This window comes from Micrococcaceae bacterium Sec5.7 (genome assembly GCA_039636785.1).
Taxonomy (GTDB): domain Bacteria; phylum Actinomycetota; class Actinomycetes; order Actinomycetales; family Micrococcaceae; genus Arthrobacter.
On sequence record CP144169.1, the window covers coordinates 4,026,822 to 4,052,805 of the forward strand.

Consider the following 25,984-nt stretch of genomic DNA (forward strand, 5'->3'; position numbering starts at 1 on the left):
GAGCATCAGGAACACGGCGGCCGCGGAATGCACCCCGGGCCTGCCGGTCCGGACGAGCACGCCCATCACCACGACGGAACCGTCTCCACCCTGGCTGAACACCCTTCGGCGGATGCCGTTTCCGCTCACGCCGGACACGACATGGGCGGCCACGGTGGCCATGGTGACCACGTCGGGCAGTTCCGGCGGCTGTTCTGGATCATGCTGGTCCTGGCGGTCCCGGTGGTGGGTTTCTCCGGAATGTTCTCGACGATCCTCGGATACACGCTTCCCGATGTGGCTTGGATACCGTGGATTTCCCCGATCCTGGGCACCGTCATGTATGTGTGGGGCGGTAGGCCGTTCCTCACGGGTGCCGTGGATGAACTGCGCTCCCGCAAACCCGGGATGATGCTGCTGATCGCCCTCGCGATCACCGTCGCTTCTCTCTCCTCCTGGGGTGCAAGCATTGGTCTGCTGCATCACGAGCTCGACTTCTGGTGGGAGCTTGCACTCCTGGTCGTGATCATGCTGCTGGGCCACTGGATTGAGATGCGCTCCCTGGCCCAGACCACCTCGGCGTTGGATTCCCTGGCAGCGCTCCTACCGGATATTGCCGAACGCGTCGACGGCGATACGACCGTGCCGGTACCGCCGTCGGAGTTGCAGCTCGGTGACACCGTCGTCGTTCGTCCGGGAGGCCGGGTGCCCGCGGACGGCAAGATCGTCTCCGGCTCGGCAAGCATGGACGAGTCAATGATCACCGGCGAGTCACGCACCGTGCGCCGCAGTGAAGGGGAGCCCGTCGTCGCCGGAACCGTTGCCACCGACTCCGGGCTCCGGATCGAGATCACCGCCGTCGGCGACGACACCGCCCTGGCAGGAATCCAGCGCCTGGTCACCGACGCGCAGAACTCCAGCTCCCGGGCCCAGCGCCTGGCCGACACTGCCGCAGCCTGGCTGTTCTGGTTCGCGCTCGGCGCCGGCGTCATCACCGCCATCATATGGAGCATGGTCGGCATGCCCGACCTCGGTGTCGTGCGGACCATCACCGTCCTGGTGATCGCCTGCCCCCACGCGCTCGGCCTGGCGATTCCACTTGTCGTCTCCATCGCCACCGAACGCGCCGCCCGCGGCGGTGTGCTGATCAAGGACCGGCTCGCGCTGGAAAGCATGCGCACCGTGGACACCGTCCTGTTCGACAAGACCGGTACCCTCACCAAGGGCGAGCCCACAATCACCGCCGTCGAAACCACCGGCAACCAAAACGAGGAGGAGATCCTGGCCCTTGCCGCGGCCGCCGAGGCCGACTCCGAGCACCCTCTGGCCCGGGCGATCGTCAATGCGGCAAAGAGCCGTGGACTCGCCCTCCCGAAGGCGTCCGGTTTCGTATCGTCCCCAGCGGTCGGCGTCGCCGCCACAGTGGACGGAACCCGCATCCAGGTCGGCGGACCCAACCTGCTGGAGCAGCAAAACGGCAGCGAGCTGGACATCGCCCGTTCCTGGCGCGGGGAGGGAGCGATCGTCCTGCACGTCCTGGCCGACGGTGCGGTGATCGGCGTCCTGAGACTCGCCGACGAGGTCCGCGAGGAGTCCCGCCAGGCCGTCCAGGCGCTGCACGCACTGAACGTGCAGGTCGTCATGATCACCGGCGACGCCGCGGCTGTCGCCCAATCGGTCGCCGCCGAGCTGGGCATCGACCGCGTCTACGCCGGGGTCCGCCCCGAAGACAAGTCAGAGAAGGTCAAGGAACTCCAACACGAGGGACGGAAAGTCGCGATGGTCGGCGACGGCGTCAACGACGCCCCCGCCCTCGCCCAGGCCGACGTCGGCATCGCGATCGGCGCGGGCACGGATGTCGCCATCGCCTCAGCAGGCGTCATCCTCGCCAGCGATGACCCCCGCTCGGTGCTGTCCGTGATCGAACTGTCCCGCGCCTCGTACCGCAAGATGAAACAGAACCTATGGTGGGCAGCCGGCTACAACCTCATCTCCGTACCCCTCGCCGCGGGCGTCCTCGCCCCGATCGGCTTGGTCCTCCCGATGTCGGTCGGTGCGATCCTGATGTCACTGTCCACGATCGTCGTCGCCCTCAACGCCCAGCTCCTGCGACGGCTGGACCTGCGGCCCGAAACCAGCACAAATGCGGCGCTGAAGCGCTAACTCTGCAACCATCAAACAAAGAACAAAGAACAAAGACCTAAGACAAAGGACATAGCCATGGAATCAACCATTCCCGCCACGGACGCCGCAGACTCGTGCCACACCACCCACGGGTACATGGGCGACAAAAGCAAATACCTCGCCCGCCTCAAACGCATCGAAGGCCAGGCCCGCGGAATCCACCGCATGGTCGACGAGGAAACGTACTGCATCGACATCCTCACCCAGATCTCGGCCCTCACCAAGGCACTGGAAGGCCTTGCACTCGGACTCCTCGATGACCACCTCAAACACTGCGTCATCGACGCTGCCAAGCTCGGCGGGGAGCAGGCAGACATCAAGATCAAGGAAGCCTCCGACGCCATCGCCCGGCTCGTCCGCTCCTGACGGTTGCCAGCCAAATTCGCTAAATCACGGGCAGACGCGTGGACGGACGCAGCCCCCGTACTTGAACACAACACTGCATCCAGCAGAATGCATGAATCTCGGGCTTCCGACTTGTCGCCCGATTCACGGAGTGACAGCTGACGACGGATGATCAGAGCTCGTACTGTTTGAGGCGCCCGCTTAGGGATCCTTTACCGGGCACTCTGGCAACACACTTGCCGGTGAAATCGAAGCCGACTTCGCGTCGTCCTGTGGATTTGATCGCTATGTGGCGGCGTTTTGTAATGCTCTTTGTCGCACCAGCGCCCGTGCGTGGATTTGATGAAGTTCGATATGGCGGGAACTTAAGTTCGGTTGCCGGACACTACTAGGTATGAACCAAATGGGGGAACAGGATGCTGAGCTGTGGGAGAGGTGCGTCAACGGGGACCCTGATGCGCTCGGAACGCTGTTCGAGAGACACTCGGACGCTGTCTTCCGATATTGCCTCAGCCGAACCGGGTCCTGGCATGATGCTGAAGAACTCGTCTCCGTCACCTTCCTGGAGGCATGGCGGCAGCGCAAAGGACTGACCTTGCAGCGGGACTCCCTGCTTCCCTGGCTGCTGGGCGTGGCCACTAACGCGGCAAAGAACAAGGCCCGGTCGGTTCGCAGACATGAACAGTTCCTGGGCCGGCTCCCGCATTCACCTGCCGCTCCGGACCACGCCACGGCAGCCGACGAGCGGATGGATGTCGAACGGCAGGTAAAGGACCTTCTCGACGGCGCTGCCGGGCTTAGCGCTGGTGAACGCGACGTTCTCTTGATGTGCGTAATGAACGGTTATAGCTACGAAGACACCGCAACCGCACTCGGTATCCCTATCGGCACCGTTCGTTCCCGGGTGAATCGGGCCAAGAAGAAACTTCGTGCCGCCGCCCCGCATCTGCTCGGCCGCGACGGTGACTCACAAACACTTTTGGAATCGAGGCTGTCATGAACCTTTCAGACGTCCGCTATCCAGCCGACACCAAACAAGCCGTCCGCAACATGCTGGTTCAGGAAGCCCGCCGGCAACCCAAAACGGCACCATGGTGGCGCAAACCCGCAGCCCTGACCTTCGCCGGGCTGGCACTTGCCGGCTCGACCGCGGCCGGGGTCTACGTCGCCCTGGCACCTGTGGAAGACAAACGGGACATCCGCTGCTACTACCGGGCTGACCTCACCACTACCTATCCGGTCGAGACGTCACCGGGGGAAACTAAGCCCCCGTACATCACCACAGGGGTATTCATCACCGGTTTCGATGCCAAGAACAATCCAAACCCGGACGACCGGAACGCCGGCATGCAACAGGTCAACGACCCCATCAACCAGTGCAGCCGTGTGTGGGACATGGGGAACATGCATCTGGAGGGCATCAACGACGACCTCATCCCCGATGACTTCGTGTCGCCTCCTCCGGGCCTTCCGGCCGAGCGGACCCTGACCGAAGCCGTGAGGGATCAGAACGGCAACCCTCTCTACCCCGACCCAGCAATTCGGGCATTCGGCAACTACATCCCATTCCTCACTGAGTGCGTCGTTGACAACACCGTCGCCGTCATTCCCGGCCCTGCAGAAGTATGCGCCCAGCTCGGCATCCCCGCCCTTGAAAAGTAGTCACGGACCACGTGACGGAAAAGATGAAGTCCATGAAGAAATCAACAGCAGCACTGGCCCTGGCCGCCGTCGTCACCGCGGCCGGGATCTATTCCGCCTCAACCACGGCATCGGCCGCCCTAGCATCACAAAATGATTCCTCCGACGGCACCCCGGCGTCCGCCGTCCAGGCGCCTATTGATCCTGTCTCCGTGGAAGACACCCGCGACATCCGCTGCTACTTCCGTGCCGATCTTGAACGAACCTACCCATCACCGGATGCACCCGGCAGCACAGTTCCGTCGTATATATTGACCGGGCTCATGGCTACCGGCTTCGACGCCAACAACAACCCGACCCCGGAGGACCCCAAAGCCGGGCTGTTTCATGTCACCGACCCCACGGCCAGCTGCGCGGACCTGTGGGACAGAAACCTCATGAACCCGGACGGAATCACGGATGACCTCATCCCTGACAACTTCACCACGCCGACCTACACCACACCGGAGTGGAACGGGGAGGACCGGGACGCCGACGGCAATCCGATCATCCCCTCCGGGCCTGCTGTTCACATCCCGGGCCACTACGTCCCCGAACTCACCGAGTGCGTTGTCGAAAAAACCGTCAGCGTCATCCCCGGCCCAGCCGATATTTGCGGCAAGCTCGGCATTCCTGCCCTGGCTAAGTATGATCAGCCAGGGCAATGACTGTGCGACGTGCAGGCGAAAAAGCCCACAGACAATTTGGCGCCCGGTAAGGGATCCCTATCCGGACGCCTTCAAGTCGGGTGAGCCACCGGTTAACGGGACGATTTGCGAGCTCCATTTCGGGCACCCGAACCGGACAGCCGAAGGTTATCCGAACAGGTTCAGGGGCCCGGGAGGTAGACAGGAGTACGCCGCCCTCGTGACGCGCCCATAATTGTCGATTGCTAAATGGGTCAGTAGGAGTACGTTCTTTTGGCATTGGTTCTAGCCGATATGGCGAAGTTGGCGGAGAGCTCAAGGAAGCGAGAAGGAACATTGCGGGGCGGGTAGGCTCGACCAGTTGAGAGCCATAAGACATAAAGGGGGAGCTAATGGACGGTCACGCCAAGTGGGAATGCGGAGTCTGTGGACAGATGCATGAGGGAGTCGCCATGGTCTTCGGGTCCCAGGCCCCGGATCCTTGGGTGCACGCAGCACAGGCGGAACGCGACGCAGGCGAACTGACCGCAGACATGTGCGTCCTCCAAATTGGCGGCGAGTGGCATTACTTCCTCAGGGGACATATTGAAATCCCCATCCTCATTGCACCTGGTGACGTTTTTAGCTGGTCCGTTTGGGTCTCAGTTAGTGAGGAAAGCATCCAACAGGTCGCAGACCACTGGGAAGACCTGGCCCGTGCGTCGCTGCCTCCGGTGTTCGGGTGGTTGTGTAACGAATTGCCCTACGAGCAGTCAACCAGTTCCATTCCAACCCTTGTGCATAGTAGGGATCCAGGAGTTGTTCCTTTCATTCAGCTCGACCCGTCGTTTGACCATCCCTTGGTCGGAGAGCAGGGCATGGGCATAACGCTGCATCGGCTAGCGGAGATCAATCACCTGGCCGGGGTTGAGGCCCCGTGAGACATTTGGATGAGCTGGAGGCGCACTATGCGTCCGTTGTAGGCGCCGAACCTGAGTTCGGCACAATGACTTCGTTGGAGGGCAACACGGTCGGCCTTTTTCACTGGCCCCGGGCATCGTCGAGGATGGGGGTTGCCTTGTATGCCTCCGCCGGGATCAGCGTCCCCGGTCCGGGCGGCCGCGGCCATTCACACACCGTGGAAGTCTTCACCGGCATTAGGCAGGATTCTGCCCAGGTCCGGGAAGCGTTCGCCAACCTCATCACGAGCCTTGTTTGCAGCACCTCACCGCACCCTGCCTGTCACGGCGTCTTCGTCGCCGGGGACTGGGAAGTCATCGAAGACCGGAAGTTCACCGGCTGGATCCTGACCGAACGACCGGACGAACTCATTCCGGACCTCCAGCTAAAGGATGGTCGCCACATCACCTTCCTTGACGCGCTGCCAGTCTTCCCTGAAGAGGCCGAATTTCGGCAAGGTAACCGCGCAGAGGACCTGCTCGGAATGTGGGAGGAATGGGAAGTAAAGTCAGCGGATCTGGACCGGGAGCTGCACCCAAGCCTAAAGAAGCCGAAAAAAACCTCCTGGCTGCGGTCCGCCCTGAATATGGGACGGCGATAAAATGGACTAAGGGGAGCCGGAGCACCGTACCAGTTCTAAGGAACTGATTCGGTTGCATCATGCCATGTGGGTTCCCAGTCAGGAATCGGGTTTCGGGTGTACCCCCACTCGCCGCAGCGGTCGACGACTGATCGATAGCATGCGCTCAAGGATAGATTCAGTGCGTCCGGTGAGGGATCCGCTTTCGGAATGGTGGGGCGTCCCGGTGGAGGGTTTCCCTGCCGGTCACGGTTTTGTGTCGGCAGTCAAGTCCATTTGCGTGTGGATCGCAAATCGACTTGACCTGATGTGGTGCCTTTACGGCCGGGCCTTGGCTCGTTTTAGCGCCAGCGCACATACCAAGTTCGCGTAGGTCTCCTCGATGGCTCCGGAGCTACTGTGGATGACGGAAGCGGACGGCCGTTTTCGAAGTCCGCGGACCAGATCGTCGTACATGGACTCCAGCAGTTGCGAACCACCGCCTTGTTCCACGATTGCCTTAATCTGCTCGTGCCACGGGACATCATCCTCGGCGCCACGGTCGCCGAACCTCTCGACGGAACGCTCTTTCGTGTCCATGATGACAATCTCTTGGAAGCCGCTGCCGGTCTCCTCAGCGAGGGCCCGGAAGATTGCAATCTCGTCGTCGGCGTCGAGGAACTGCGGCATGATGACGTCACGTCCTGCAGCGAGGTGCGCGGCAGCCATGCTGGCCGCGACGGGGCGGACTGTCTCTCCGGTTCCCTGGAAGTCCTCTTGCCACCCACCAATCAGGCAGCGCACTTGATCGATGTCCAGATTCAATGTGCCCGGGTGGCGATCGACGAACATCCTCGCCAGAGTTGACTTACCGATTCCCGGCGGGCCGTTCAGGAGAATCAGATCAGCCATGAGTGGTTCCCACCGCATCCCGCCGAGCCGAACGGTCTTACTGGTATTCGCATAGACGACACGCTAGCCGTACGCATGCGCCTCAGGCCACCAGCCCGCCACGCCCGCCGGAGATAATGTCCGTTCAGCGTTCCGTTGCGGGCCGGAGCTGGACTCCAAATCGGGCAGCGCTCGGTCGGCTCAGAGTGCGTCCGTTCACCGTCCGGCTATCGGCGCCGCTTTGCTCGGGCGGCGAACTCGTCAAGGACCTGAACGACGTCCTTCGCTAGCCAAATTCGGTTTCGTCGTCCGTCTGTGATTTGGGTCAGAATGTTGGCGTCAACGAGGCGGTCGATAGCGACCTGAGCGTTGACGGTCGATATGCCAAGCTGAGCTGCGGCTGCGGCTGCGCCAATCACGGGTTGGCGAAGGAGAACGTCCACGAGCCGGTGGGCTGCCGAGTCTCGTCTCGCGCTGATGCGCCCGCGCCATTCGACCTGCACGATTTCCAGGTCGTCGACGAGGATACGGCCGTTGTGTACCGCCGCGAAGGATGCCTCGGCGATTGAACGAACAATCGGGGCGATGTCTCCGGACCGGTACGCACCCAGGGAATCAAAGTATTGGCTGGTGTTGTGGAGCAAACCTGCGGAGACAGGAACGGCAACGTTTCGAGTGAGCTGCCCGCCGCGCAGCATCGACTGGATGAGGGCGCGACCGACCCTCCCGTTGCCATCGGGGAACGGGTGGATTGTCTCGAATTGGGCGTGAGTGATCGCGGTGTGAACGAGCACGGGAAGGTCGTCGCGATTAGCGAAGGCGAAGAGGTCGTCCATGAGCGCGGGGACCCGATCCTGATGGGGAGGGACAAACTGCGCGGTGTGCGGTCCGAGGCTCCCGCCACCGATCCAGACCTGCTGGTCACGCCAATGGCCGACGATGTCGGGATTGCTTTGCTCAAGCAGTGCGCGATGCATTTCCAGGATGGCGTGGCCGTCGATGGACTCGGACAGGGAAAGAGCTGCTTGCATGGCTCGGACGTTGCCGACGATGAGCTGCGCATTCTTCGAGGCGTGCTCACCGAGCTCCGCCAAGGCGATCTGCCGTGCGCCGCTCGTGAGGTTCTCGATTTCCGAGCTTGAGGCGCTCTCGGTGCGAAGGAGAATGGACGCGAATGGTGCCGCAATTTGACCTACTTCCGCATCGAAACGGGCCAGCTCGCTCGCGGCCTCTTCAGTCAGCGCGTGCAGCTCGCTATCGAGCGAGATTGTCTGATCGGCGATGAATGCGGGCACCGCCGCCAAGTACGGCCCCGCGGCCAGACGCTTCTGCGTTCGTGAGCCATACTCGTCCTGGACGCTGCGCCATGGCCGTTCTTCATAGTCAAGCGACGGCCAGGGCGACTTCTCCTCAAACATGGACATGGATCGAGTTTACCAATGCTTATTCCCTTATCCATTGTTATGACTTCTCGTTATTCTGCGTTTATTCCCAACGCCGGCTCTAGGATCTTGCGAAAGCCCCTTCCAAAGCTGGCGAGACCTCGGCGGCGAGAGAAGCGAAAAAGGGCAATGTCTGCTGAGATCCGACTTACGAGCGTGCAGCAAAAGTGGCGCCGTGGAGAGATCAACGACGCACTCGGACCACACCATGGCGGAACCGTCCCGCAAGGGGTTCCCCTATCGAACACGGCCTGCGCCTTCGAGCGCTCACAGAACGCCGGCCAAAGAGTGTGACTGTTAGTTCGGAATGGCGGTTCTTTCGCAGCTCGGTTTGGCGGTTTCCAGGGTCTCGTTGAGTGCGGCAATCCTCGAGTTCTCGGGAGTAGACAACCCACGGCAACGATATGGGAACGAAGCACGGATGGCATTTTGGTCCGGCGATTGAGCGGCCACAATGAGTGGATGAGGTCCTGTTCCAATGCCGTGCGCGCTTCAGCCGTTCTTGTTGCTGCGACACTAACTATCACTGCCTGCACAAACAGCAGTCCTTCGCATAACGCTTCCGGGCTGCCGGGTACGGCGGCGAAATGCGAATCCCCATCGATAGTCAGTGAAAGCAGCGATGGACTTGAAGTTGAGTCCTCCACCACAAGTGGGATGACGCTTCATGGGCTGATTCAAGCGGAACCGTACCCGTTCGTGGCCTCAGAGGAGGTGAAGACGATTGTTTGGCGTGCCAGTGGGACGGGCGAAATTGCCGTAACCGTTCGTCGTCCCGATGGTGAGAGTAGCTCCCTGGATTGGGGCCCCGAGTATCACCCGGCAAGTAACTATGATCGGCCAGGCGACGAGTACGGCAGCGGCCTGGTGACTGACAAGCCTGGCTGTTGGAATGTCAGGTTTAGCCGAAGCGAGTCCGGCACAGCCGAAGTGTGGTTTGAAGTGGGTACCAATGAGCCTTGATGCCGGTATCAAATCTGTCGGTTAACACCGATGCCCTGGGTATGCGGGAGATGCAGCAGCGCGTCTTCGCCAAGAGAGATGCCCAGCACCTTCTGGTCAAGGCTCCGCCTGCGTCAGGCAAGTCGCGTGCGCTGATGTTTGTTGCGCTCGACAAGCTCTACAACCAGGGCCGGAAGAAGGTCATCGTTGCCGTCCCCGAGCGTTCCATCGGAGCGTCCTTCTCCTCGACGAAGCTAACCTCGAACGGGTTCTTCGCAGACTGGGAAATCAAAGACGAGCACAACCTCTGCGACCCCGGTTCCTCGCAGGGCAAGGTCGGAGCGTTCATCAAGTTCCTTGACGGTTCCGGTGCCACGCTGGTCTGCACGCATGCGACGCTGCGGTTCGCCTTTGAGAAGCTCGCACCGGAAGCGTTCAACGGCGCTGTGCTGGCGATCGATGAATTTCACCATGTCTCAGCGGACACGGAGGCCAACCGCCTCGGCGCGCTCCTGCGTGAAGTCATGAACGGCTCGGACGTGCACATCGTCGCGATGACCGGTTCGTATTTTCGCGGCGACTCGGTGCCTGTGCTGTCTGCGGAGGACGAGGCACGGTTCATGCCGGTCACGTTCAACTACTACGACCAGCTCAACGGTTATGAGCACCTGCACTCGCTCGGCATCGGGCATCACTTCTACCAGGGCCGCTATACCGATGCAATCGGTGAGGTCCTGCACCTGGACAAGAAGACGATCGTTCACATTCCGAACGTCAACTCGGGCGAGTCCACCAAGGACAAGATCGAAGAAGTCGGGTTCATTATCGATGCGATCGGCCATGTCGAAGCAACCGACCCGGAGACCGGGATCATCAGCATTCGCCACAAGGACACCGGTGAGATTCTTCGGGTCGCTGATCTCGTGGACGACACAGACCAGAAGAAGCGGGCTGACACACTCCACTATCTCGCCCATGTAGCTTCCAAAGAGCGCGATGGTGTGGACATCATCATCGCCCTGGGCATGGCAAAGGAAGGCTTCGACTGGCCATTTGCTGAGCACGCCCTGACCGTCGGGTACCGCGCCTCGCTGACCGAGGTCATCCAGATCATTGGTCGCGTCACTCGCGACAGCCCCGGCAAGGAGCATGCCCAGTTCACGAACCTGATCGCTGAGCCCGACGCCACTCAGAGCGAGGTGAAGGTCTCGGTGAACAACATGCTGAAGGCCATCACGGCGTCGCTGCTAATGGAGCAGGTGCTCGCACAGAACTTCACCTTCAAGACCAAGCGCGCTGAAGACGATGACGTGAATCCGCCGGGAGTCATCAAGATCAAGGGCTTCAAGGAGCCCTCCTCCGAGCGGGTCAAGCAGATTGTCGAGACGGATCTGAATGACCTCAAGGCCACAATCCTGCAAGACGACACCTTCGCCAAAGCCGCCGCCGGCTCGGTCGATCCCGAGACGACGAACAAGGTTCTGATCCCGAAGATCATCCGCGAGCGGTACCCCGACTTGGACGAAACTCAGGTTGAGGAGCTTCGTCAGCAGGTCGTGGTGGACTCCGTCATCAAGAACGGGGAGATCCGCGAGGTCGGTGATAAGCGGTTCATCAAGATGGCCGAGAAGTTCGTCAATATCGACGACATCAATATCAATCTCATCGACTCGGTCAACCCATTCCAGCGGGCCTTCGAGGTCATGTCGAAGTCTGTGACCCCGTCGGTGCTGCGCATCATCCAGGACACGATCACCGCGACCCGGGTCGAAGTCACCGAAGAGGAAGCCTTGGCGTGGACCCCGGTTTCGTACCGGTGCTTGGAAACCACCAAGGGCGTGCAGTATGTCCTGGTAGGTTTCCAGCTCCTGGTGCTGGGCTGGTTTGCGGTGGCCGCGTTCAGCCATGTGGCCAACGGCTCGGCCTTTGATGCCACGGCCATTTCGCCCGACTGGTTCAACCCCTTTGCCGTCGGTTCGTTCTCGGCCTTTGCGGCCGGCGTCTCACTTTCGATCTTCATTTACTGGGGCTGGGACGTCACCCTGACCATGAACGAGGAAACCAAAAATCCGGAGAAGACGCCCGGCCGCGCGGCAACGGTCACGGTGGTGGTCATTGTGGTGATCTACATGACTGTTGCGCTGGCCACTCTGAGCTTTGCGGGTGTGGGCGAAACAGGGCTGGGTGTGGGCAACCCGGAGAACCAGTCCAGCATTTTCGCTGTTCTGTCCGGTCCGGTGATGGGGCCGTTTGCCATTCCGATGTCGCTGGCCATCCTGAGCAGCTCGGCCGCGTCCCTGCAGTCCACGTTTGTTTCGCCGGCGCGGACCCTGCTGGCCATGGGCCACTACAAGGCGCTCCCGCAGCAGTTCGGCAAGGTCAGCCCCCGTTACGCGTCCCCGGCCTACGCCACCGTTGCCGCGGCCGGTGCGGCGGCAGCCTTTTACGTGATCACCCGGACCGCGTCGGAGAACGCGCTCTGGGACACCATCACGGCTTTGGGCATGATGATCTGCTTCTATTACGGCATCACCGCCCTGGCGTGTGTCTGGTTCTTCCGGGCGCAGGCATTCAGTAATGGCCGGGCCTTCTTCTTCAAAGTCCTCTCCCCGCTGCTGGGTGGAGTGATCCTTCTGGTGATGTTCTTCAAGACCGTCTATGACTCCATGGATCCGGCCTATGGCTCCGGCTCATCCGTGGGCGGCCTGGGGCTGGTGTTCATCCTGGGCATGGGCGTGATCCTGCTGGGTGTAGCGATCATGCAGGTGATGGCCCGGCTCCGCCCCGAGTTCTTCAAGGGGCAGGTGCTGGCGCGCGGGAACTAGGGCGTGTCACTGCGGTTTCCTGAGGGACTCCAGGATTGCCGGCAGCAGTATGTCGTGACGGCCCCAGACCGGATCCAGGACCTCCACATACCAGGAGTCAGCGAGAAGCAGCGCGAGTGAGTCGTTGGTTTCGTCCGACCAGTCCTGGACCTGGGCGGGTTCAATCGGGCTTTCGCTGGAACCGAGAACCGTAACCACCGCGCCCTGGTCCAGCGTCACGGGAATGGACGAACTGCTCATTTCGCCGGGTGCGTGCCCTACCGTGACGAGTTCCGTGCGCGTGGACAGGTCCAGGAGATCCGCCGCGGTTTCCACACTGCAAAAACCAGTGACGTACTGGCGCTGGGCGTTGCCGGCGTCCGTGATCAGGCCGGGCTGCGATTCCTTGGTGAAGAGTCCGCTCCGGTTGATTTCGGCCAGCTGGCCGGCGATGGAACGGGTCTCCTCATCGAAGGAGGCCGAGAAGGTGCCCGGCTGATACTGGCTCTGCCCTTCGAGCCAGCGGGCAGTCAGTTCCCCGGCTGCTTCGAGGGTTGTGGCTTGTTCCCACACTGCACGGTCCGCCAGTCGGCGGCCGTGATGGTCTCGTTCTTCTTCAGCTGTACGGTCCATGTTTGGATGCTACGTTGCCGTCGGGGCGGGTTCCAGTGCGAAGGACACAGCACTTAACGTCTCGGCACCGGCGGGGCTACGAGCTCCGCCGTGCCACCCAACTGGGTAGCAGCAGATGTCGTTTTGGGCGCTCAAAACAGCGTCTGCTGCTACTGAGTTGGGAGAGGGCCGGCGGCGCTACCGGGCAGGCCCGCGAGGACTGCCTGAACCCCACCGACTGCCTGGACCCCACTGACGTGGGCCGCCACTCCGGCGGCGGACTCGGCCGCGGCCAGGGCCTGCTCCAGCCGGGCAACAGCCGGCGGGTACTCGCCCGTCTCATGGGCAGTCCGCAGCGTGGCGGCCTCCCGCATTGCCCTGACCAGTGCGGCGGTCTCCGGCCGGCGCACATCGGTCATGTCCGGGTAATCGATCCCCAGGGCCGGATCCAGTTCGTACCGCTGCCAGGCGGCCAGCAGCCGACGATGTGTGGCCGCGGCGGCCTCGACCGCGGGCAGTGCCTGCCGTCGCCGCTGCCTGTTGTCCAGCCAGCGGATCACCCGGGGAGTGCCGAGGTACGCCGCAACCGCCGTGGCACAGGCAATGATGGCCAGCACAAGTCCCGCAAGCGGGGAGGCCAGTGTAGGTATGACCAGGGCGGGGACAACCACGGCGAGTCCGGCGAAAAGGTCCCAAAAGACCGGATCCGAGGCGTCGGCGTCGGCCTTTCCGTTGGTCCGGTGGATCCGGGCGGCGAGAACGGTGGCGGCCACGGCGCACACAAGAACAACGCCCCAGAAGAGCAGCTGCCACGGCCCCAACGGAGCGGATTCTGTTATGGCTGGCACCACGCCACCTCCAAGCAACGTGCCCGGTGCAGGGAAATCGGGCTGCTCCTTCAATTGCAACCCCTCGCGGCCCCGCGGTCAATGGGCTGGAACGGTTTGGCGGCCGGCGCTGTCTTCAGCGGCGCTTTTCAGGGAAGCGGCTTCCGCGTAGCGTTGGCGGCATGCGACTCAAAATGTGCAGCATTCACGTCCTGGAACCGGCCGCCGCCCACACGTTTTACACGGATACGCTTGGCTTCGAAACGCTGATGGCCATGCCGGAGCACAACCTGTTTATCGTTAAGGACACGGGCGCTGACGCCGGCGGGGCGGGCCTGCTGCTGGAGCCCAGCGACAACCCGATCGGCGCGGATTACATGAACGGACTGCACGACGCCGGGATCCCGGCTATGGTTCTTGGCGTAACGGATGTCAGGGCAGAGTACGGCCGGTTGACCGCTGCGGGCGTTCGCTTCCAGGGTGAACCCGCCGAGGACCCGTCAGGGGTCACTGCGGTGTTCGACGATACGTGCGGCAACTTCATCCTTGCATCAGGACTGAGCCGGCTCCCACATAGACCAGCGGCCGGCTGAGGCGGGCAACTTCCAGGGTCAGCCGTCAGCCGTCAGCCGTCAGCGGAGACTGTGCGGGGCGCGGGTAGGGCGCTGACGCCGGCAGGGTCGGCCAGGAAACGGGTGAAGGCGAGTTCCGCGGCGCCGATCATCATCAGATCGGAGCCAAGCGCGGCACGGTAGATGCGGACCTGGCCGGCCGGCCCGTCCATGGCCTGGGTCCGGAGTAGCTGGTCCAGGGTGTCCGGAGCCAGCGAATGCAGAATTCCGAGGAAGCCGTCCAGGACAATTGCGTCCGGGTTGAAGATGTTGACGGCATTCCGCAGGGCAACGCCGAGGTAGCCCAGCTGGCGTGAAACCTCTTTGGTGACTTCCGGACCGCTGCGGGCCCGAAGTGCCTCTTCGAGGTGCGCCGCTTCGCCGCCGCCGTCAATGCCGACCAGCCCAAAAAGCCTGGACTGGGCCACCTCGGTCTCCAGGCAGCCGGAGGCGCCGCAATGGCAGGCCTCGCCGGCCGACCGGACAAAGGTGTGTCCCAGTTCCCCGGCATATCCGGAAGCGCCGCGGAGCAATGCGCCGTCCGCAATGACTCCGCCGCCGATGCCGCTGGCGCCGCCGTTGAGGTAAATCAGGTTGCCGCGGCCGGCCCCGGCCCCGAAAATCAGCTCGGCTTCCGCGCCCAGCGAAGCGTCGTTGGCAGCCTGGCAGGGATAGCCGGTGGCCTGGCTCAGCATCCGGGCAATGGGCTCGTTCCGCCAGTCCAGGTGCGGGGCATGGCGCACTACGCCGTCTGCGCGGTTGACCAACCCGGGCACCGCGATCCCCACACCGGTGATGCGGTAATCGGCGTCGAGCTCTGAACGCATTCCGGCAATCACGGCCGCCGCAATGTTCACCGCTTCCTTTGCCGAGGGGATCCCCTCGGTTGGAAACCGGATCTTCTTCCTGACCAGGCCGCCGAGGCTTACCAGGCCGATGGTCACGGCGTCGATCTCCGGGTTGACCGCCAGGGCGGCTGTGGATGCGCTGGGGCGGACCTCCGGGCTGGGCCTGCCCACCTGGGCCTCCCCGGTGGGCGCGGTCTCATACACCAGTCCGAGCCCCACCAACTGCCCGATCAGGGTGCCCACTGTGGACCGGTTCAGCCCGGTCCGCCTGGTCAGCTGCGCGCGGCTGAGCACACGGTGGTGATGTACCAGGGACGTGATCAGGGCGAGGTTGTTCCGCCGCGACGGATCAGGCTCGCTCGCTGCGGAGGAGGCGTGGGTCGCGGAGGCGGGGGGCGGCGCGCTGAGGGCTGGGGAGGGCATCATCGGTGAGGATATCAGCTGCCGAAGACCGCGCGGTCCAGGAACGGGTTCCGGAACTTTCCGTCCGGATCAAGCCGGTCCGCCAGGGCGATGAAGCAGTCAAAGCGAGGATAAAGCGGCCCGAGGGCGGCAGCACCGCCGTCGAACAGCTTGCCCCAGTGGGGCCTCGCCGCGAACGGTGCCAGCTCTGCTTCCAGAAGCCGCAGCACCGCCTCAACGCCGGGCTGGTCAGGCCGCCAGGTGAAGTGCAGGCCGATGCCGTCGCGGCCGTAGTTCGGGCTCAGCCAGAGCCGGTCCGCCGCGATGGTCCGGATCTCCGAGACCAGGAGCAGGGGCGTCACCACACCGGAGAGCCGGCGCATGGTCCGGATGGCGTCTGCTGCGTGTTCCCGGGGTATGAGGTATTCGGACTGCAGCTCGTCCCCCTTGCTTGGTGTGAATTCCATCCGGAAGTGGGCGAGCCTGTCGGACCACGGCCCGGGGACGCCGAGTTGCTGGGTGCACGTGCTGCCCGATACTCCCGGGAGCGGATGCCGAGGCGCCGTGGCCGGAGTTCCGCCGAAGAACCCGGGGAGGCTTTCCAGGCGGCCATCCGTCCGGCCCTTCAGCCACGCCTGCCCCACGGTGGCGCCGCTCCAGTCCGTGAAAAGGCTGACGCTGTAGGTGGACGAAGTCACCCCGTCAAAGTTCTCCAGCACCTGCTCCCAGTCCAGATTTTCAAGCACGCTCTGGGCCACTTCGAAAGTGGGTTCGATGTCCAGGGTTACGCTGCTGACAATCCCCAGCGCGCCCAGGCCCACCACCATGCCCTCAAAGTCCGGGGTCTCGCCGCGGCGGGCGGTGAGGATGCCGCCGTCGGCCGTCACTATTTCCAGGCCCACGACGGCGGTGGCCAGGTTCCCGTTCCCGTCGCCGGAGCCATGGGTGGCCGTGGCCACGGCGCCGGCCACTGAAATGTGCGGAAGCGAGGCGAGGTTGTGCAGGGCAAAGCCCTGACTCTGCAGTTCTTCCGCGAGCGTGCCGTAGCGGGTGCCGCCGCTGACTGTCACGGTCATTTGGTCTGGATCCACGGCGATGCCGGGATCCAGCAGGTCGAGGGCTGCCAGCGTGCCGCGGGTGTCGGCGATGTCGTTGAACGAATGGCGGGAACCCAGGGCGCGGATCCGTGCGGTCCCCGCCACCAGCTTCTGCAGCGCTTCCACAGTGCGCGGGCGGGCGATCACGGGCGCCTGATAGCTCAGGTTTCCGGCCCAGTTTCGTTCCACGGTGCTGTGCTCGCTCACGCTTTGTATCCTTAAATGCTTGGTTATTTGCTTGACTCAACAACATAACAGTGAAATTTCCGTAAAACCAGAGTTTTCCAGACATTTCAGCAACAATGTAGCGCCAAGGTTTCTGCGGCTTAGTGGTTGACATCACCGAAATTCCCAATATGTTTGTCTACAGAACAATTTGGCAAACGACCCCCCACCGTTTCGGAGCACTCAATGACGATCAAGCCCACCCGTGAAGACAAATTTTCCTTCGGCCTCTGGACCGTGGGCTGGGAGGCCCAGGACCAGTTCGGTTCCGCCACCCGCCCGCCGCTGGACACCGTGGAGGCGGTCAACAGGCTCAGCGACCTCGGCGCGTACGGCATCACCTTCCATGACAACGACCTGTTTCCGTTCGGCAGCTCCGCCGCAGACCGGCAGCGCGAAATCGACCGCCTGACCGGTGCGCTGAAGGCCACCGGCATGGTGGTCCCGATGATTACCACCAACCTGTTCAGCCACCCCGTTTTCAAGGACGGCGGCTTCACCAGCAACGACCGCGGTGTGCGCCGGTACGCCCTGCGCAAGGTTCTGGACAACATCGATCTTGCCGCGGAACTCGGTGCCGAAACGTTTGTCATGTGGGGCGGGCGCGAAGGCAGCGAGTACGACGCCGCCAAGGACATCCGCGGTGCCCTGGAACGCTACCGCGAAGCGGTCAACCTCCTGGGCGACTACGTCACGGACAATGGTTACAACATCCAGTTCGCCATCGAGCCCAAGCCCAACGAACCCCGCGGCGACATCCTGCTGCCCACGCTGGGCCACGCGCTTGCCTTCATCGAGACACTGGAGCGTCCGGAGCTCGTGGGCATCAACCCCGAGACGGGGCACGAGCAGATGGCCGGGCTGAACTTCACCCACGGCATTGCGCAGGCCCTCTACCAGGGCAAGCTCTTCCACATCGACCTCAACGGCCAGCGCGGCATCAAGTTCGATCAGGACCTGGTGTTCGGCCACGGCGACTTGCAGAACGCGTTCTCGTTGGTTGACCTGCTCGAAAACGGCGGCCCCGACGGCGGCCCCGCGTACACAGGTCCGCGCCACTTTGACTACAAGCCCAGCCGCACCGAAGACATCGACGGTGTGTGGGACTCCGCCGCAGCCAACATGCAGACCTATCTCCTGCTCAAGGAGCGGGCCACCGCATTCCGGGCGGATCCCGAGGTCCAGGCAGCCGTGCTGGCCTCGCGCGTTGCGGAAATCAACGAACCCACGCTCAGCGCAGGCGAAGGCTACGAGCAGCTTCGGGCGGACAAGTCTGCCTACGAGGAGTTCGACGTCGATTCCTACTTCGGCGGCAACGGCTTCGGTTTTGTGAAGCTCCAGCAGCTCTTCATCGAGCACCTCCTCGGCGCGCGCTGATCCTGTGACGCTGGTTGCCGGGGTGGATTCCTCTACCCAAAGCTGCAAAGTGGTCATTCTCGACGCAGAGAGCGGGGCCTTGGTCCGCGACGGCCGGGCCAGCCATCCGGAAGGCACTGAAGTCCACCCGGACCATTGGTGGCAGGCATTGTCCGCAGCCATTGACGACGCCGGCGGCCTGGCGGACGTCAGCGGGCTTTCGGTGGGGGGCCAGCAGCACGGCATGGTGCTGCTGGATTCGGGGGGAAACATCGTCCGGCCCGCGCTGCTCTGGAACGACACCCGCTCGGCGGAGTCCGCCAGGGCGCTCACCCGGGAGGTGGGCGCGGAGAATTTTGCCGCGCGGACCGGCGTGGTGCCGGTGGCCTCGTTCACCGTCACCAAGGTCCGGTGGGTCCGCGACCACGAACCGGAGAACGCCGCCCGGGCTGCCGCGGTGGCGCTTCCGCATGACTGGCTGACGTGGCGGTTGCGCGGCTACGGCCCGGCGGGCTCCAGCCCCCTGGGCCCGGACCTTGAGCAGCTCACCACCGACCGCTCGGATGCCAGCGGGACCGGATACTGGAGCCCGGTCACCGGCAGCTACGATCTGGAGCTGTTCCGGCTTGCCTTCGGGCGGGAAGTGCGTGAAGCCCGGGGCGTGGCGGACCTACGGGACGCAGCCGGGGACCGCAGGGACGCAGCTGCGGCTGGGATCGGGGTGGAAGCCGGAAGCCGGGCCGAAGTTGGACATGGAGCGGAGCCAGCCTGGGCCGTTATTTTGCCCCGAGTCCTGGCCCCGGCCGAGACCGGCGGCCACATTCATCCCGACAGTTTCAGCGACGTGGACAACGGCCTGGCCGCCACCAACGGGGCCGATGTCCCGGACAGCAGCGAGGGCGAGGGCACGGCCACAAGCGAGGGCGAGCGGATTCTGCTCGGTCCCGGCGCGGGGGACAATGCCGCGGCCGCCCTGGGCCTGGGTGCCAAACCCGGTGATGTTGTGGTCTCCGTGGGCACGAGCGGAACGGTGTTCGCCGTCGCGGCCGAGCTGCACAGCGACGCCACCGGCATTGTTGCGGTGTTCGCGGATGCCAGCGGGCTGCATCTGCCCATTGCCGTAACACTGAATGCGGCTCGGGTGCTCAGTTCAGTGGCCGGGCTGCTTGATGTTGATTTCGATCGGCTGTCCACGCTGGCGCTGGAGGCCGAGCCAGGCTCGGGCGGCGTGGTGCTGGTGCCCTATTTTGAGGGTGAACGTACGCCCAACCTGCCGCATGCCACGGCCAGTTTCCACGGACTCAGCATCGCCTCAACCACCCGTCCGAACATTGCCCGGGCGGCAATCGAGGGAATGCTGTGCGGCCTGTCCGGGGGGCTTGAAGCGCTTCAGGCACTGGGTTACCCGGCGGAGCGGCTGCTGCTGATCGGCGGAGCAGTGCAGAACCCGGCCGTGCAGAAAATAGCGGCGCAGGTATTCGATCTTCGGGTGGTCATTCCGAGCCCGGGCGAATACGTGGCACGGGGTGCGGCTGTCCAGGCGGCCTGGGCGCTGACGGGCACCCGGCCGGCATGGGACCTGGCGTTGGATGCCACGCCCGAACCGGATTTTCATCCGTCAATCGGCGAGAACTACAGGAAGACTGCATTGGGCTGAGCGCCCCGTTCCTAGGCTTGTTGGGCATTCCCGCCCTTCAAGGCACGGTTCTGCGAACAAGCCTAGGAATTGCGGGCGTGCCCCGGCCAGAAACTACTCGGACGCGGCGCGCGCCTTCTTGGCATCCTTCTTGGCGGCGTCATCCTTGACGCGCTGGGCTTCGGTGCGCACTGCGGCGTGGGTGGAGCGCTCGGAAACCAGCCACGCCGGGGGAGCCTGCAGAAGTGCGGTGATTTCCGCCGTCGTCAGTGCTTCCTCAACGCCGCCGCGGGCCAGGCCGCCGATGGAGACGTTCAGCTTCTGCGCAACCACGGGGCGCGGGTGGGGGCCGTTGCGGCGGAGCTCGGCCAGCCACTCCGGCGGGTTTGCCTGGAGTTCGGCGAAATCGGCGCGCGAGATGACTGAATCCTGGAACTCCTGCGGTGTTGCGGGCAGGTAGATGCCAAGCTTCTTGGCAACGGTGGCCGGCTTCATGGACTGGGAGTTTGCAGAGGTCATGCTTCAAGGGTATCCGGCCCGACGCCCGCAGGGCACCACACAGTCACCATACAGGCACAGCACAGCGGCACCGTACGCCAGCACTGGCGGTACTGTGAATGTGTGTCCGCTGCAGAAGAAACCACGCCGAATCCCCAATCCAATGCCGCATCCGAGCCGGGAGCGGCCCGGGAGCTGCGCTTCGCGTACGTTGCCGGCGTGACGCCCGGGAAATGGATCCGCCGCTGGGAAGAACGCATGCTGGACATTCCCTTGCGCTCGTTCATGTCCGACGACGCCGCCCAGTTGGACGTGCTGCATGACGGTACCGCTGAGCTGAGTTTCGTCCGGCTGCCCGTGGACCGCGAAGGCCTCAACGTCATCCCGCTCTACGAGGAACAGCCCGTGGTGGTGGCGCCGAAGGGGCACGAGATCGCGGTGTTCGAGGAAGTGGCGCTCGAGGACCTGTCCAAGGAAACGTTCCTGGATGTGGCCGAGCTCGGCGGGCCGGAAATGGCTCTTCAGATGGTGGCGTCCGGCGCCGGCCTGGTGATCCTGCCCATGGCCGTTGCCCGCCACTTCAACACCAAGGACACCGTGGCGCGGCGTCTCACGGGCGGCCCGGTGACGGAGATCGCTCTTGCCTGGCCCGTGGATTCCACGGATGACGTGATCGAGGAGTTCATCGGGATTGTCCGCGGCCGCACCGCGCAGAGCTCCCGGCAGCCGTCGGCGCAGCAGGAAAAACCCAAAAAGGAACCCAAGCCGGACCGTCGGGGGACGGGCGTCAAGAAGGCTAAGGTGTCCCAGCGCTACGCACCCAACCCGGACAAGGGCCGCGGCAAGGGCTCAAGGAAAAAGGGCAAACGCTAGGTTAAAGAGGTTAGCGCCAGGCCGCTACGCCGCGCAGGCGTCTTTCAGGGCTGTGACGGACCCGGCCGGAACCTGGTCTCCGGCTTCCGCGATCTGCCGCAGCGGCGTGGTGATGTCCGAGGGAACCCCTGCCGTCTGTGCTCCGGAAACGAGGCCGCCGAGCAGTTCCTTGTCCTTGACGCTGACCAGTCCGTCTTCCACGAGGGCGCAGACCCGGCCCTTGACCTGGTCGGCGGCAGCGGTGGCAACCTTGGAAGCCGCGTCACTGGCGGCATTTCCCGCAGCCTCCTGGACCTGGCCGCAGCCGGCCAGCACCACCAGGAGCGGGACAGCGGACAGGGCGGCGAGGTGTCGTTTCATGATTTCACCCTAGCAAGCCCGGAGTCCCCCGCACGCTGCTCATCCTCCGGCTCGCCCATGAGGTCCGTTCCAAACCCAATCCGGACCCCGGCGTAGCGGGCCAGCCCCACGGCGTTCCTGCCGGCCAATACTTCCCTTCGCGAGCTGAAACCGCAGCTCATCGGCCACCTGCCTGCCACTGAAGGCATGGCGACCCCAGGCGGGCTGGCGCGCCCCGCACGGCACCATTTTCTCCGCGCATCGCAGCTCCGCGGGAGGCATTGCGGACTCCTGCATCTGAACCGGCCATGCTGCAGAATTTACACAATCCTCACATCGTTGGATTGAAGGATTGTTGAACAATCTGAGTTTTCGGTGCATCCTTGAAGAAGCACTTCAATGAGACGAGGATCACAGTATGGCAAGCATCGATCTGAACAGCGATGTTGGGGAATCGTTCGGACGCTGGACCCTGGGCGATGACACGGCGATGTTCCGCTCCGTGACGAGCGCCAACGTTGCCTGCGGGTTTCACGCCGGCGACCCCACGGTCATCCGAACCACCTGCCGCAATGCCGTAGGTGCCGGCGTCGTCATCGGTGCGCACGTGGGCTACCGGGATCTTGCCGGCTTCGGACGCCGCTTCCTGGATGTCGATCCCCGCGAGCTGGCGGACGACGTCCTCTACCAGATCGGTGCGCTGCAGGCGCTCGCGGCGGCAGAGGGGGCACGCGTGCAGTACGTCAAACCTCATGGCGGGCTCTACAACGCGATCGTCAGGCACACCGCCCAGGCGCGGGCCGTCGTCGACGCCGTGAAAGCGGTGGATCCGGGACTCCCGATTCTGGGGCTCCCGGGCTCGGAGGTGCTGCGGCTCGCGGAAGCCGCAGGGCTGCGGGCCGTTCCCGAAGCCTTCGCGGACCGGGCCTACAACACGGACGGCACACTCGTTTCGCGGTCACTGCCGGGAGCCGTCCTCGAAGACCCCGCCCTCGTGGCAGAACACGTCCTGCGGATGGCCACCGAACAGTCCGTCCGGACGATCGATGGTTCCATCCTGAATATCCGCGCAGAAAGCATCTGCGTGCATGGTGACTCACCGGGGGCTGTCGCCATGGCCACCGCCGTGAAGTCCGCCCTCAACGACGCCGGAGTCACCCTTGGCGCCTTCGTCTGATCCCCACGCCGATTCCCGGCATTCCGCAACAACACGCACCGCCTCACTCCCGGAGGAAAACATGACCACCAGCGACCAGGCAACACCGTCCCCGGCAAGGAAGCTGCCGGCCGGCGCCCTCAAGGCATACATCGCCAGCCTCACCGGAACGTCGCTTGAGTACTATGACTTCGCCATCTATTCCGTGGCGTCCGCCCTGGTGTTCCCCAAGGTCTTCTTCCCGGGCAACGATGAGTTCGTAGGGCTCCTGCTGTCCTTCTCCGCCTTTGCGGTGGGATACCTTGCGCGGCCCATCGGCGGCGTGGTGTTCGGCCGGCTTGGCGACAAGATCGGCCGCAAGCAGGTCCTGGTCATCACGCTGCTGCTGATCGGTGTGGCCACCGTGCTCATCGGTGCTCTCCCTGCCTACTCTGTGATCGGCGTAGCGGCCCCCATCATCCTGGTGCTGCTGCGCCTGGCGCAGGGCATCGGCGTCGGTGGCGAGTGGGGCGGCGCGGTGCTGCTGTCCAGCGAATTCGGTGATCCGAACAAGCGCGGCTTCTGGTCCTCAGCGGCGCAGATCGGGCCGCCGGCCGGCAACCTGATGGCCAACGGCGTCCTGGCGGTGCTCGCAGCAACCCTCAGCAATGAAGCATTCCTCTCCTGGGGCTGGCGCGTGGCCTTCCTCGCCTCCGCATTGCTGGTGGTCTTCGGCCTGATCATCCGGCTCAAGCTGGAGGAAACCCCGGTCTTCAAGGCCATCAAGGCCCACGGTGAGGCGCCGAAGGCCCCCATCAAAGAGGTGTTCACCAAGGAACCCCGCGCCCTTGTGGCCGCCGCCCTCTCCCGCGTCTGCCCCGACGTCCTGTACGCCCTCTTCACCGTGTTTGTGGCCGTCTACGCCACCAAGGAACTGGGCATGACCACCGGCAACGTGCTGAGTGCCATCCTCATCGGTTCGGCGTTCCAGCTGGTGCTGATGCCCGTGGCCGGTGCCCTCACGGACCGTTTCAACCGGCGCCTGGTGTACGGCATCGCCGCGGTGGGCACTGCTGCCTACATCCCGCTGTTCTTCCTGATGGTCCAGGGCAAGTCGGTGCTGATGCTCATCGTGGGCGTTGTGATCGGCCTCGCCTTCCACGCCTTCATGTACGGGCCACAGGCCGCCTACATCACCGAGCAGTTCCCGGCACGGCTGCGCTATGCCGGCAGCTCGCTGGCCTACACCTTGGCCGGCGTGATCGGCGGCGCCGTGGCACCGCTGATCTTCACCGCCCTCTACGCTGCCTCCGGCGGCTGGTTCCTGATCGCGGCGTACCTCCTGGTGGCCTCCGTGGTGACCGTGATAGGCCTGGCCCTCGGCCGGAATCCGCACACCGACGAGGAAGAGCGGCTGCTGCAGGAGACCCGCGCCTGAACGGCGTGGCACACCGGATGACGGACATGGACAGGGAAGCCCCCACCTCGCACAAGGTCTGTTCCGTGCGGCCGGTGGGGACGCGCGCGGTGCTCGCCGAACTCTCCGGACTGCAGGATGTCCTTGCCCTGCAGTCGATGCTCTTCGAGACCCCGCTGCCCGGCCAGGTGGACGTCCTGGCGGCAGCCGAAACGGTGATGGTGAAGGCGGACTCACCGGCAGCGGCCCGCGCCATCGGCGCCCGCCTGCTGGAACTGGACCTCAGCCCACGGGCGGATGCCGCCGGCAGCCTGGTGGTCATTGACACCGTGTACGACGGCGAGGACCTCGCCGAAGTTGCGCAGCTCACCGGCCTCGGCGCCGACGGCGTCATCGCCGCCCACACCGGTCAGATCTGGACGGTGGCGTTTGCCGGCTTCGCCCCGGGCTTCGGGTACATGGTGGGAGAAAACCGGCTGCTCGAGGTTCCCCGCCGGACCTCGCCCCGCACCGCGGTGCCTGCCGGTTCGGTGGCGCTGGCCGGCAACTATTCGGCCGTTTATCCCCGCAGCTCACCCGGCGGCTGGCAGCTGATCGGCCGCACCGGTGCCCGCATGTGGGACCTCCACCGGCCACAGCCCGCGCTGGCCGGCCCCGGCAACAAGGTGCGGTTCCGGGCCGTCCGGGATGTTGTCACTGTGGCTCCGGGTACGTCTGAGTCCACTGCCGCGCCCGCCCAGGCAACCACCTCCGGGCTCCGGGTCCTGGCCCCCGGCATCCAGAGCCTCATCGAAGACCTGGGCCGGCACGGTCATGCCGCCCTCGGCGTTTCCTCGGCGGGCGCGCTGGACCGTTCTTCCCTCCGGCGGGCCAACCGACTGGTGGGCAACAGCTCAGCGGCTGCCGCAATTGAGACCGTCAACGGCGGGCTCACGGTTGAGGCGATCGGCGACCAGGTGCTGGCCGTTGCCGGAGCGCCGGCAACGCTGACTATCCAGTCGCCGTCGGGCCCCGGCCTCGACGGACAGCCCGACGGCGAGCCCGGCGCCGAGCGCACCGTTCCGATGGCGGCTCCGTTCGCCCTGCTCGACGGTGAAGTGCTGAGTATCGGCACGCCGGACAGCGGCTTCCGCAGTTACGTGGCCATCCGGGGCGGGGCGGACGTTCCCGCCGCCCTCGGCAGCCGCTCCACGGACACAATGTCCGGCATTGGTCCGTCCCCGCTCGCGCGGGGTCAGGTGCTTCCGGCGGGCAGGGCTACGGATTCCGGGGTCGTGGGCAACCCCGAGCTCCAGCCTGAGTTCCCCGGGCTGGGCGCCACCGTGCTGGATATCGTTCCCGGCCCCCGCGCCGACTGGTTCGACGACGCCGGACTGGCCGCCCTCTGCAGCCAGTCCTGGACGGTCACTCCGCAATCAAACCGCGTCGGCATGCGGCTGCAGGGGGAACCACTCCGGCGCAGCCGCGACGGCGAGCTTGCCAGCGAAGGCACCGTGGCCGGAGCCATCCAGATTCCGCCGGCAGGCCTCCCGGTCCTCTTCCTCGCCGACCACCCGATCACCGGCGGTTACCCGGTGATCGGCGTCGTCACGGACGAGCACCTGGACCGGGCCGCGCAGGTCCCCATCGGCGGGAGCATCCGCTTCCGCGTCACCCCTGCTTTTGTCCCGGCACAACTTCCCACAGAAAAGTGAGC

The 25,984-nt window shown here is 64.3% G+C and carries 22 protein-coding genes and 1 pseudogene; 15 read left to right on the forward strand and 8 right to left on the reverse strand.

What is annotated here, in order from left to right:
• Positions 1–141 precede the first annotated feature (141 nt).
• The 7 genes from V3C33_19255 (at position 142) to V3C33_19285 (ending at position 6,375) form a co-directional block, all read left to right on the forward strand.
• Positions 142–2,142 carry a heavy metal translocating P-type ATPase gene (locus V3C33_19255; GenBank protein XAS69800.1) on the forward strand — a complete coding sequence of 667 codons (2,001 nt, stop codon included), beginning with the start codon at positions 142–144 and terminating at the stop codon, positions 2,140–2,142.
• Between the two features lie 57 nt (positions 2,143–2,199).
• Positions 2,200–2,529 (forward strand): metal-sensitive transcriptional regulator, encoded by a 330-nt coding sequence (locus tag V3C33_19260; protein ID XAS67530.1) that lies wholly within the window; start codon positions 2,200–2,202, stop codon positions 2,527–2,529.
• A gap of 382 nt (positions 2,530–2,911) precedes the next feature.
• Complete coding sequence (locus V3C33_19265; protein XAS67531.1) at positions 2,912–3,508, forward strand: RNA polymerase sigma factor; 597 nt, start codon at positions 2,912–2,914, stop codon at positions 3,506–3,508.
• Entirely contained in the window at positions 3,505–4,170 is a 666-nt protein-coding gene (locus V3C33_19270; protein XAS67532.1) for a hypothetical protein, read from the forward strand. Before V3C33_19265 ends, V3C33_19270 begins: the two co-directional genes overlap by 4 nt.
• 32 nt (positions 4,171–4,202) lie before the next feature.
• Positions 4,203–4,856 (forward strand): hypothetical protein, encoded by a 654-nt coding sequence (locus V3C33_19275; protein ID XAS67533.1) that lies wholly within the window; start codon positions 4,203–4,205, stop codon positions 4,854–4,856.
• 371 nt (positions 4,857–5,227) lie between these two features.
• Positions 5,228–5,755 carry a DUF2199 domain-containing protein gene (locus tag V3C33_19280; GenBank protein ID XAS67534.1) on the forward strand — a complete coding sequence of 176 codons (528 nt, stop codon included), beginning with the start codon at positions 5,228–5,230 and terminating at the stop codon, positions 5,753–5,755.
• The gene (locus tag V3C33_19285; protein XAS67535.1) at positions 5,752–6,375 is read left to right on the forward strand and encodes a suppressor of fused domain protein; all 624 of its coding nucleotides are present in this window, start codon (positions 5,752–5,754) and stop codon (positions 6,373–6,375) included. Before V3C33_19280 ends, V3C33_19285 begins: the two co-directional genes overlap by 4 nt.
• Positions 6,376–6,672: 297 nt before the next feature.
• On the opposite strand, the gene V3C33_19290 is transcribed toward V3C33_19285, so the two are convergent.
• Both V3C33_19290 and V3C33_19295 read right to left on the reverse strand, forming a co-directional pair.
• Complete coding sequence (locus tag V3C33_19290; protein ID XAS67536.1) at positions 6,673–7,245, reverse strand: AAA family ATPase; 573 nt, start codon at positions 7,243–7,245, stop codon at positions 6,673–6,675.
• Positions 7,246–7,451: 206 nt separating this feature from the next.
• Positions 7,452–8,648, reverse strand: a complete 1,197-nt coding sequence (locus V3C33_19295) for a Fic family protein (protein XAS67537.1) — start codon at positions 8,646–8,648, stop codon at positions 7,452–7,454.
• A 980-nt stretch (positions 8,649–9,628) separates the two neighbouring features.
• Here V3C33_19295 and V3C33_19300 point away from each other — a divergent pair.
• Positions 9,629–12,433, forward strand: a complete 2,805-nt coding sequence (locus tag V3C33_19300; protein ID XAS67538.1) for a DEAD/DEAH box helicase — start codon at positions 9,629–9,631, stop codon at positions 12,431–12,433.
• A 6-nt stretch (positions 12,434–12,439) separates the two neighbouring features.
• Here V3C33_19300 and V3C33_19305 read toward each other — a convergent pair whose 3' ends face one another.
• Positions 12,440–13,045: a hypothetical protein gene (locus tag V3C33_19305; GenBank protein XAS67539.1), complete on the reverse strand. Its 606-nt coding sequence runs from the start codon at positions 13,043–13,045 to the stop codon at positions 12,440–12,442.
• Positions 13,046–13,194: 149 nt separating this feature from the next.
• Positions 13,195–13,872 (reverse strand): hypothetical protein, encoded by a 678-nt coding sequence (locus tag V3C33_19310; GenBank protein XAS67540.1) that lies wholly within the window; start codon positions 13,870–13,872, stop codon positions 13,195–13,197.
• A 161-nt stretch (positions 13,873–14,033) separates the two neighbouring features.
• Here V3C33_19310 and V3C33_19315 point away from each other — a divergent pair.
• Positions 14,034–14,412: pseudogene (locus tag V3C33_19315) on the forward strand (VOC family protein).
• A 64-nt stretch (positions 14,413–14,476) separates the two neighbouring features.
• Here the strand turns inward: V3C33_19315 and V3C33_19320 are convergent.
• Together V3C33_19320 and V3C33_19325 are read right to left on the reverse strand one after the other, a co-directional pair.
• Positions 14,477–15,736 (reverse strand): ROK family protein, encoded by a 1,260-nt coding sequence (locus V3C33_19320; GenBank protein XAS67541.1) that lies wholly within the window; start codon positions 15,734–15,736, stop codon positions 14,477–14,479.
• An 11-nt stretch (positions 15,737–15,747) separates the two neighbouring features.
• Complete coding sequence (locus V3C33_19325) at positions 15,748–17,016, reverse strand: FAD-binding protein (protein ID XAS67542.1); 1,269 nt, start codon at positions 17,014–17,016, stop codon at positions 15,748–15,750.
• Between the two features lie 204 nt (positions 17,017–17,220).
• Here V3C33_19325 and xylA point away from each other — a divergent pair, with 204 nt between their 5' ends.
• On the forward strand, positions 17,221–18,411 hold the full coding sequence (gene xylA / locus V3C33_19330) for a xylose isomerase (GenBank protein XAS67543.1): 1,191 nt from the start codon (positions 17,221–17,223) through the stop codon (positions 18,409–18,411).
• Positions 18,412–18,415: 4 nt separating this feature from the next.
• Positions 18,416–20,047: an FGGY family carbohydrate kinase gene (locus tag V3C33_19335; protein XAS67544.1), complete on the forward strand. Its 1,632-nt coding sequence runs from the start codon at positions 18,416–18,418 to the stop codon at positions 20,045–20,047.
• Between the two features lie 93 nt (positions 20,048–20,140).
• Here the strand turns inward: V3C33_19335 and V3C33_19340 are convergent, their stop codons facing one another.
• Entirely contained in the window at positions 20,141–20,545 is a 405-nt protein-coding gene (locus V3C33_19340; protein ID XAS67545.1) for a DUF5997 family protein, read from the reverse strand.
• 102 nt (positions 20,546–20,647) lie between these two features.
• Here V3C33_19340 and V3C33_19345 point away from each other — a divergent pair, with 102 nt between their 5' ends.
• On the forward strand, positions 20,648–21,397 hold the full coding sequence (locus tag V3C33_19345; protein XAS67546.1) for a LysR family transcriptional regulator substrate-binding protein: 750 nt from the start codon (positions 20,648–20,650) through the stop codon (positions 21,395–21,397).
• 24 nt (positions 21,398–21,421) lie between these two features.
• Here the strand turns inward: V3C33_19345 and V3C33_19350 are convergent, their stop codons facing one another.
• On the reverse strand, positions 21,422–21,757 hold the full coding sequence (locus V3C33_19350) for a hypothetical protein (protein ID XAS67547.1): 336 nt from the start codon (positions 21,755–21,757) through the stop codon (positions 21,422–21,424).
• A gap of 397 nt (positions 21,758–22,154) precedes the next feature.
• Between V3C33_19350 and V3C33_19355 the strand changes: the two genes are divergently transcribed.
• The 3 genes from V3C33_19355 (at position 22,155) to V3C33_19365 (ending at position 25,982) form a co-directional block, all read left to right on the forward strand.
• Complete coding sequence (locus tag V3C33_19355) at positions 22,155–22,913, forward strand: 5-oxoprolinase subunit PxpA (protein ID XAS67548.1); 759 nt, start codon at positions 22,155–22,157, stop codon at positions 22,911–22,913.
• A gap of 61 nt (positions 22,914–22,974) precedes the next feature.
• Positions 22,975–24,309, forward strand: a complete 1,335-nt coding sequence (locus V3C33_19360) for an MFS transporter (protein XAS67549.1) — start codon at positions 22,975–22,977, stop codon at positions 24,307–24,309.
• Positions 24,310–24,326: 17 nt separating this feature from the next.
• Positions 24,327–25,982 (forward strand): 5-oxoprolinase/urea amidolyase family protein, encoded by a 1,656-nt coding sequence (locus tag V3C33_19365; GenBank protein ID XAS67550.1) that lies wholly within the window; start codon positions 24,327–24,329, stop codon positions 25,980–25,982.
• The last annotated feature ends 2 nt before the right edge of the window (positions 25,983–25,984 follow it).

Bases quoted from the DNA above. Each gene is read 5' to 3' on its own strand.
- xylA (XAS67543.1), top strand. From the start codon at position 17,221: ATGACGATCAAGCCCACCCGTGAAGACAAATTTTCCTTCGGCCTCTGG.
- V3C33_19255 (XAS69800.1), top strand. From the start codon at position 142: ATGGGCGGCCACGGTGGCCATGGTGACCACGTCGGGCAGTTCCGGCGG.
- V3C33_19320 (XAS67541.1), bottom strand. From the start codon at position 15,736: ATGATGCCCTCCCCAGCCCTCAGCGCGCCGCCCCCCGCCTCCGCGACC.
- V3C33_19265 (XAS67531.1), top strand. From the start codon at position 2,912: ATGGGGGAACAGGATGCTGAGCTGTGGGAGAGGTGCGTCAACGGGGAC.
- V3C33_19360 (XAS67549.1), top strand. From the start codon at position 22,975: ATGACCACCAGCGACCAGGCAACACCGTCCCCGGCAAGGAAGCTGCCG.
- V3C33_19260 (XAS67530.1), top strand. From the start codon at position 2,200: ATGGAATCAACCATTCCCGCCACGGACGCCGCAGACTCGTGCCACACC.
- V3C33_19305 (XAS67539.1), bottom strand. From the start codon at position 13,045: ATGGACCGTACAGCTGAAGAAGAACGAGACCATCACGGCCGCCGACTG.
- V3C33_19280 (XAS67534.1), top strand. From the start codon at position 5,228: ATGGACGGTCACGCCAAGTGGGAATGCGGAGTCTGTGGACAGATGCAT.
- V3C33_19295 (XAS67537.1), bottom strand. From the start codon at position 8,648: ATGTCCATGTTTGAGGAGAAGTCGCCCTGGCCGTCGCTTGACTATGAA.
- V3C33_19350 (XAS67547.1), bottom strand. From the start codon at position 21,757: ATGAAACGACACCTCGCCGCCCTGTCCGCTGTCCCGCTCCTGGTGGTG.
- V3C33_19290 (XAS67536.1), bottom strand. From the start codon at position 7,245: ATGGCTGATCTGATTCTCCTGAACGGCCCGCCGGGAATCGGTAAGTCA.
- V3C33_19300 (XAS67538.1), top strand. From the start codon at position 9,629: ATGCCGGTATCAAATCTGTCGGTTAACACCGATGCCCTGGGTATGCGG.
- V3C33_19275 (XAS67533.1), top strand. From the start codon at position 4,203: ATGAAGAAATCAACAGCAGCACTGGCCCTGGCCGCCGTCGTCACCGCG.
- V3C33_19365 (XAS67550.1), top strand. From the start codon at position 24,327: ATGACGGACATGGACAGGGAAGCCCCCACCTCGCACAAGGTCTGTTCC.
- V3C33_19355 (XAS67548.1), top strand. From the start codon at position 22,155: ATGGCAAGCATCGATCTGAACAGCGATGTTGGGGAATCGTTCGGACGC.
- V3C33_19340 (XAS67545.1), bottom strand. From the start codon at position 20,545: ATGACCTCTGCAAACTCCCAGTCCATGAAGCCGGCCACCGTTGCCAAG.
- V3C33_19270 (XAS67532.1), top strand. From the start codon at position 3,505: ATGAACCTTTCAGACGTCCGCTATCCAGCCGACACCAAACAAGCCGTC.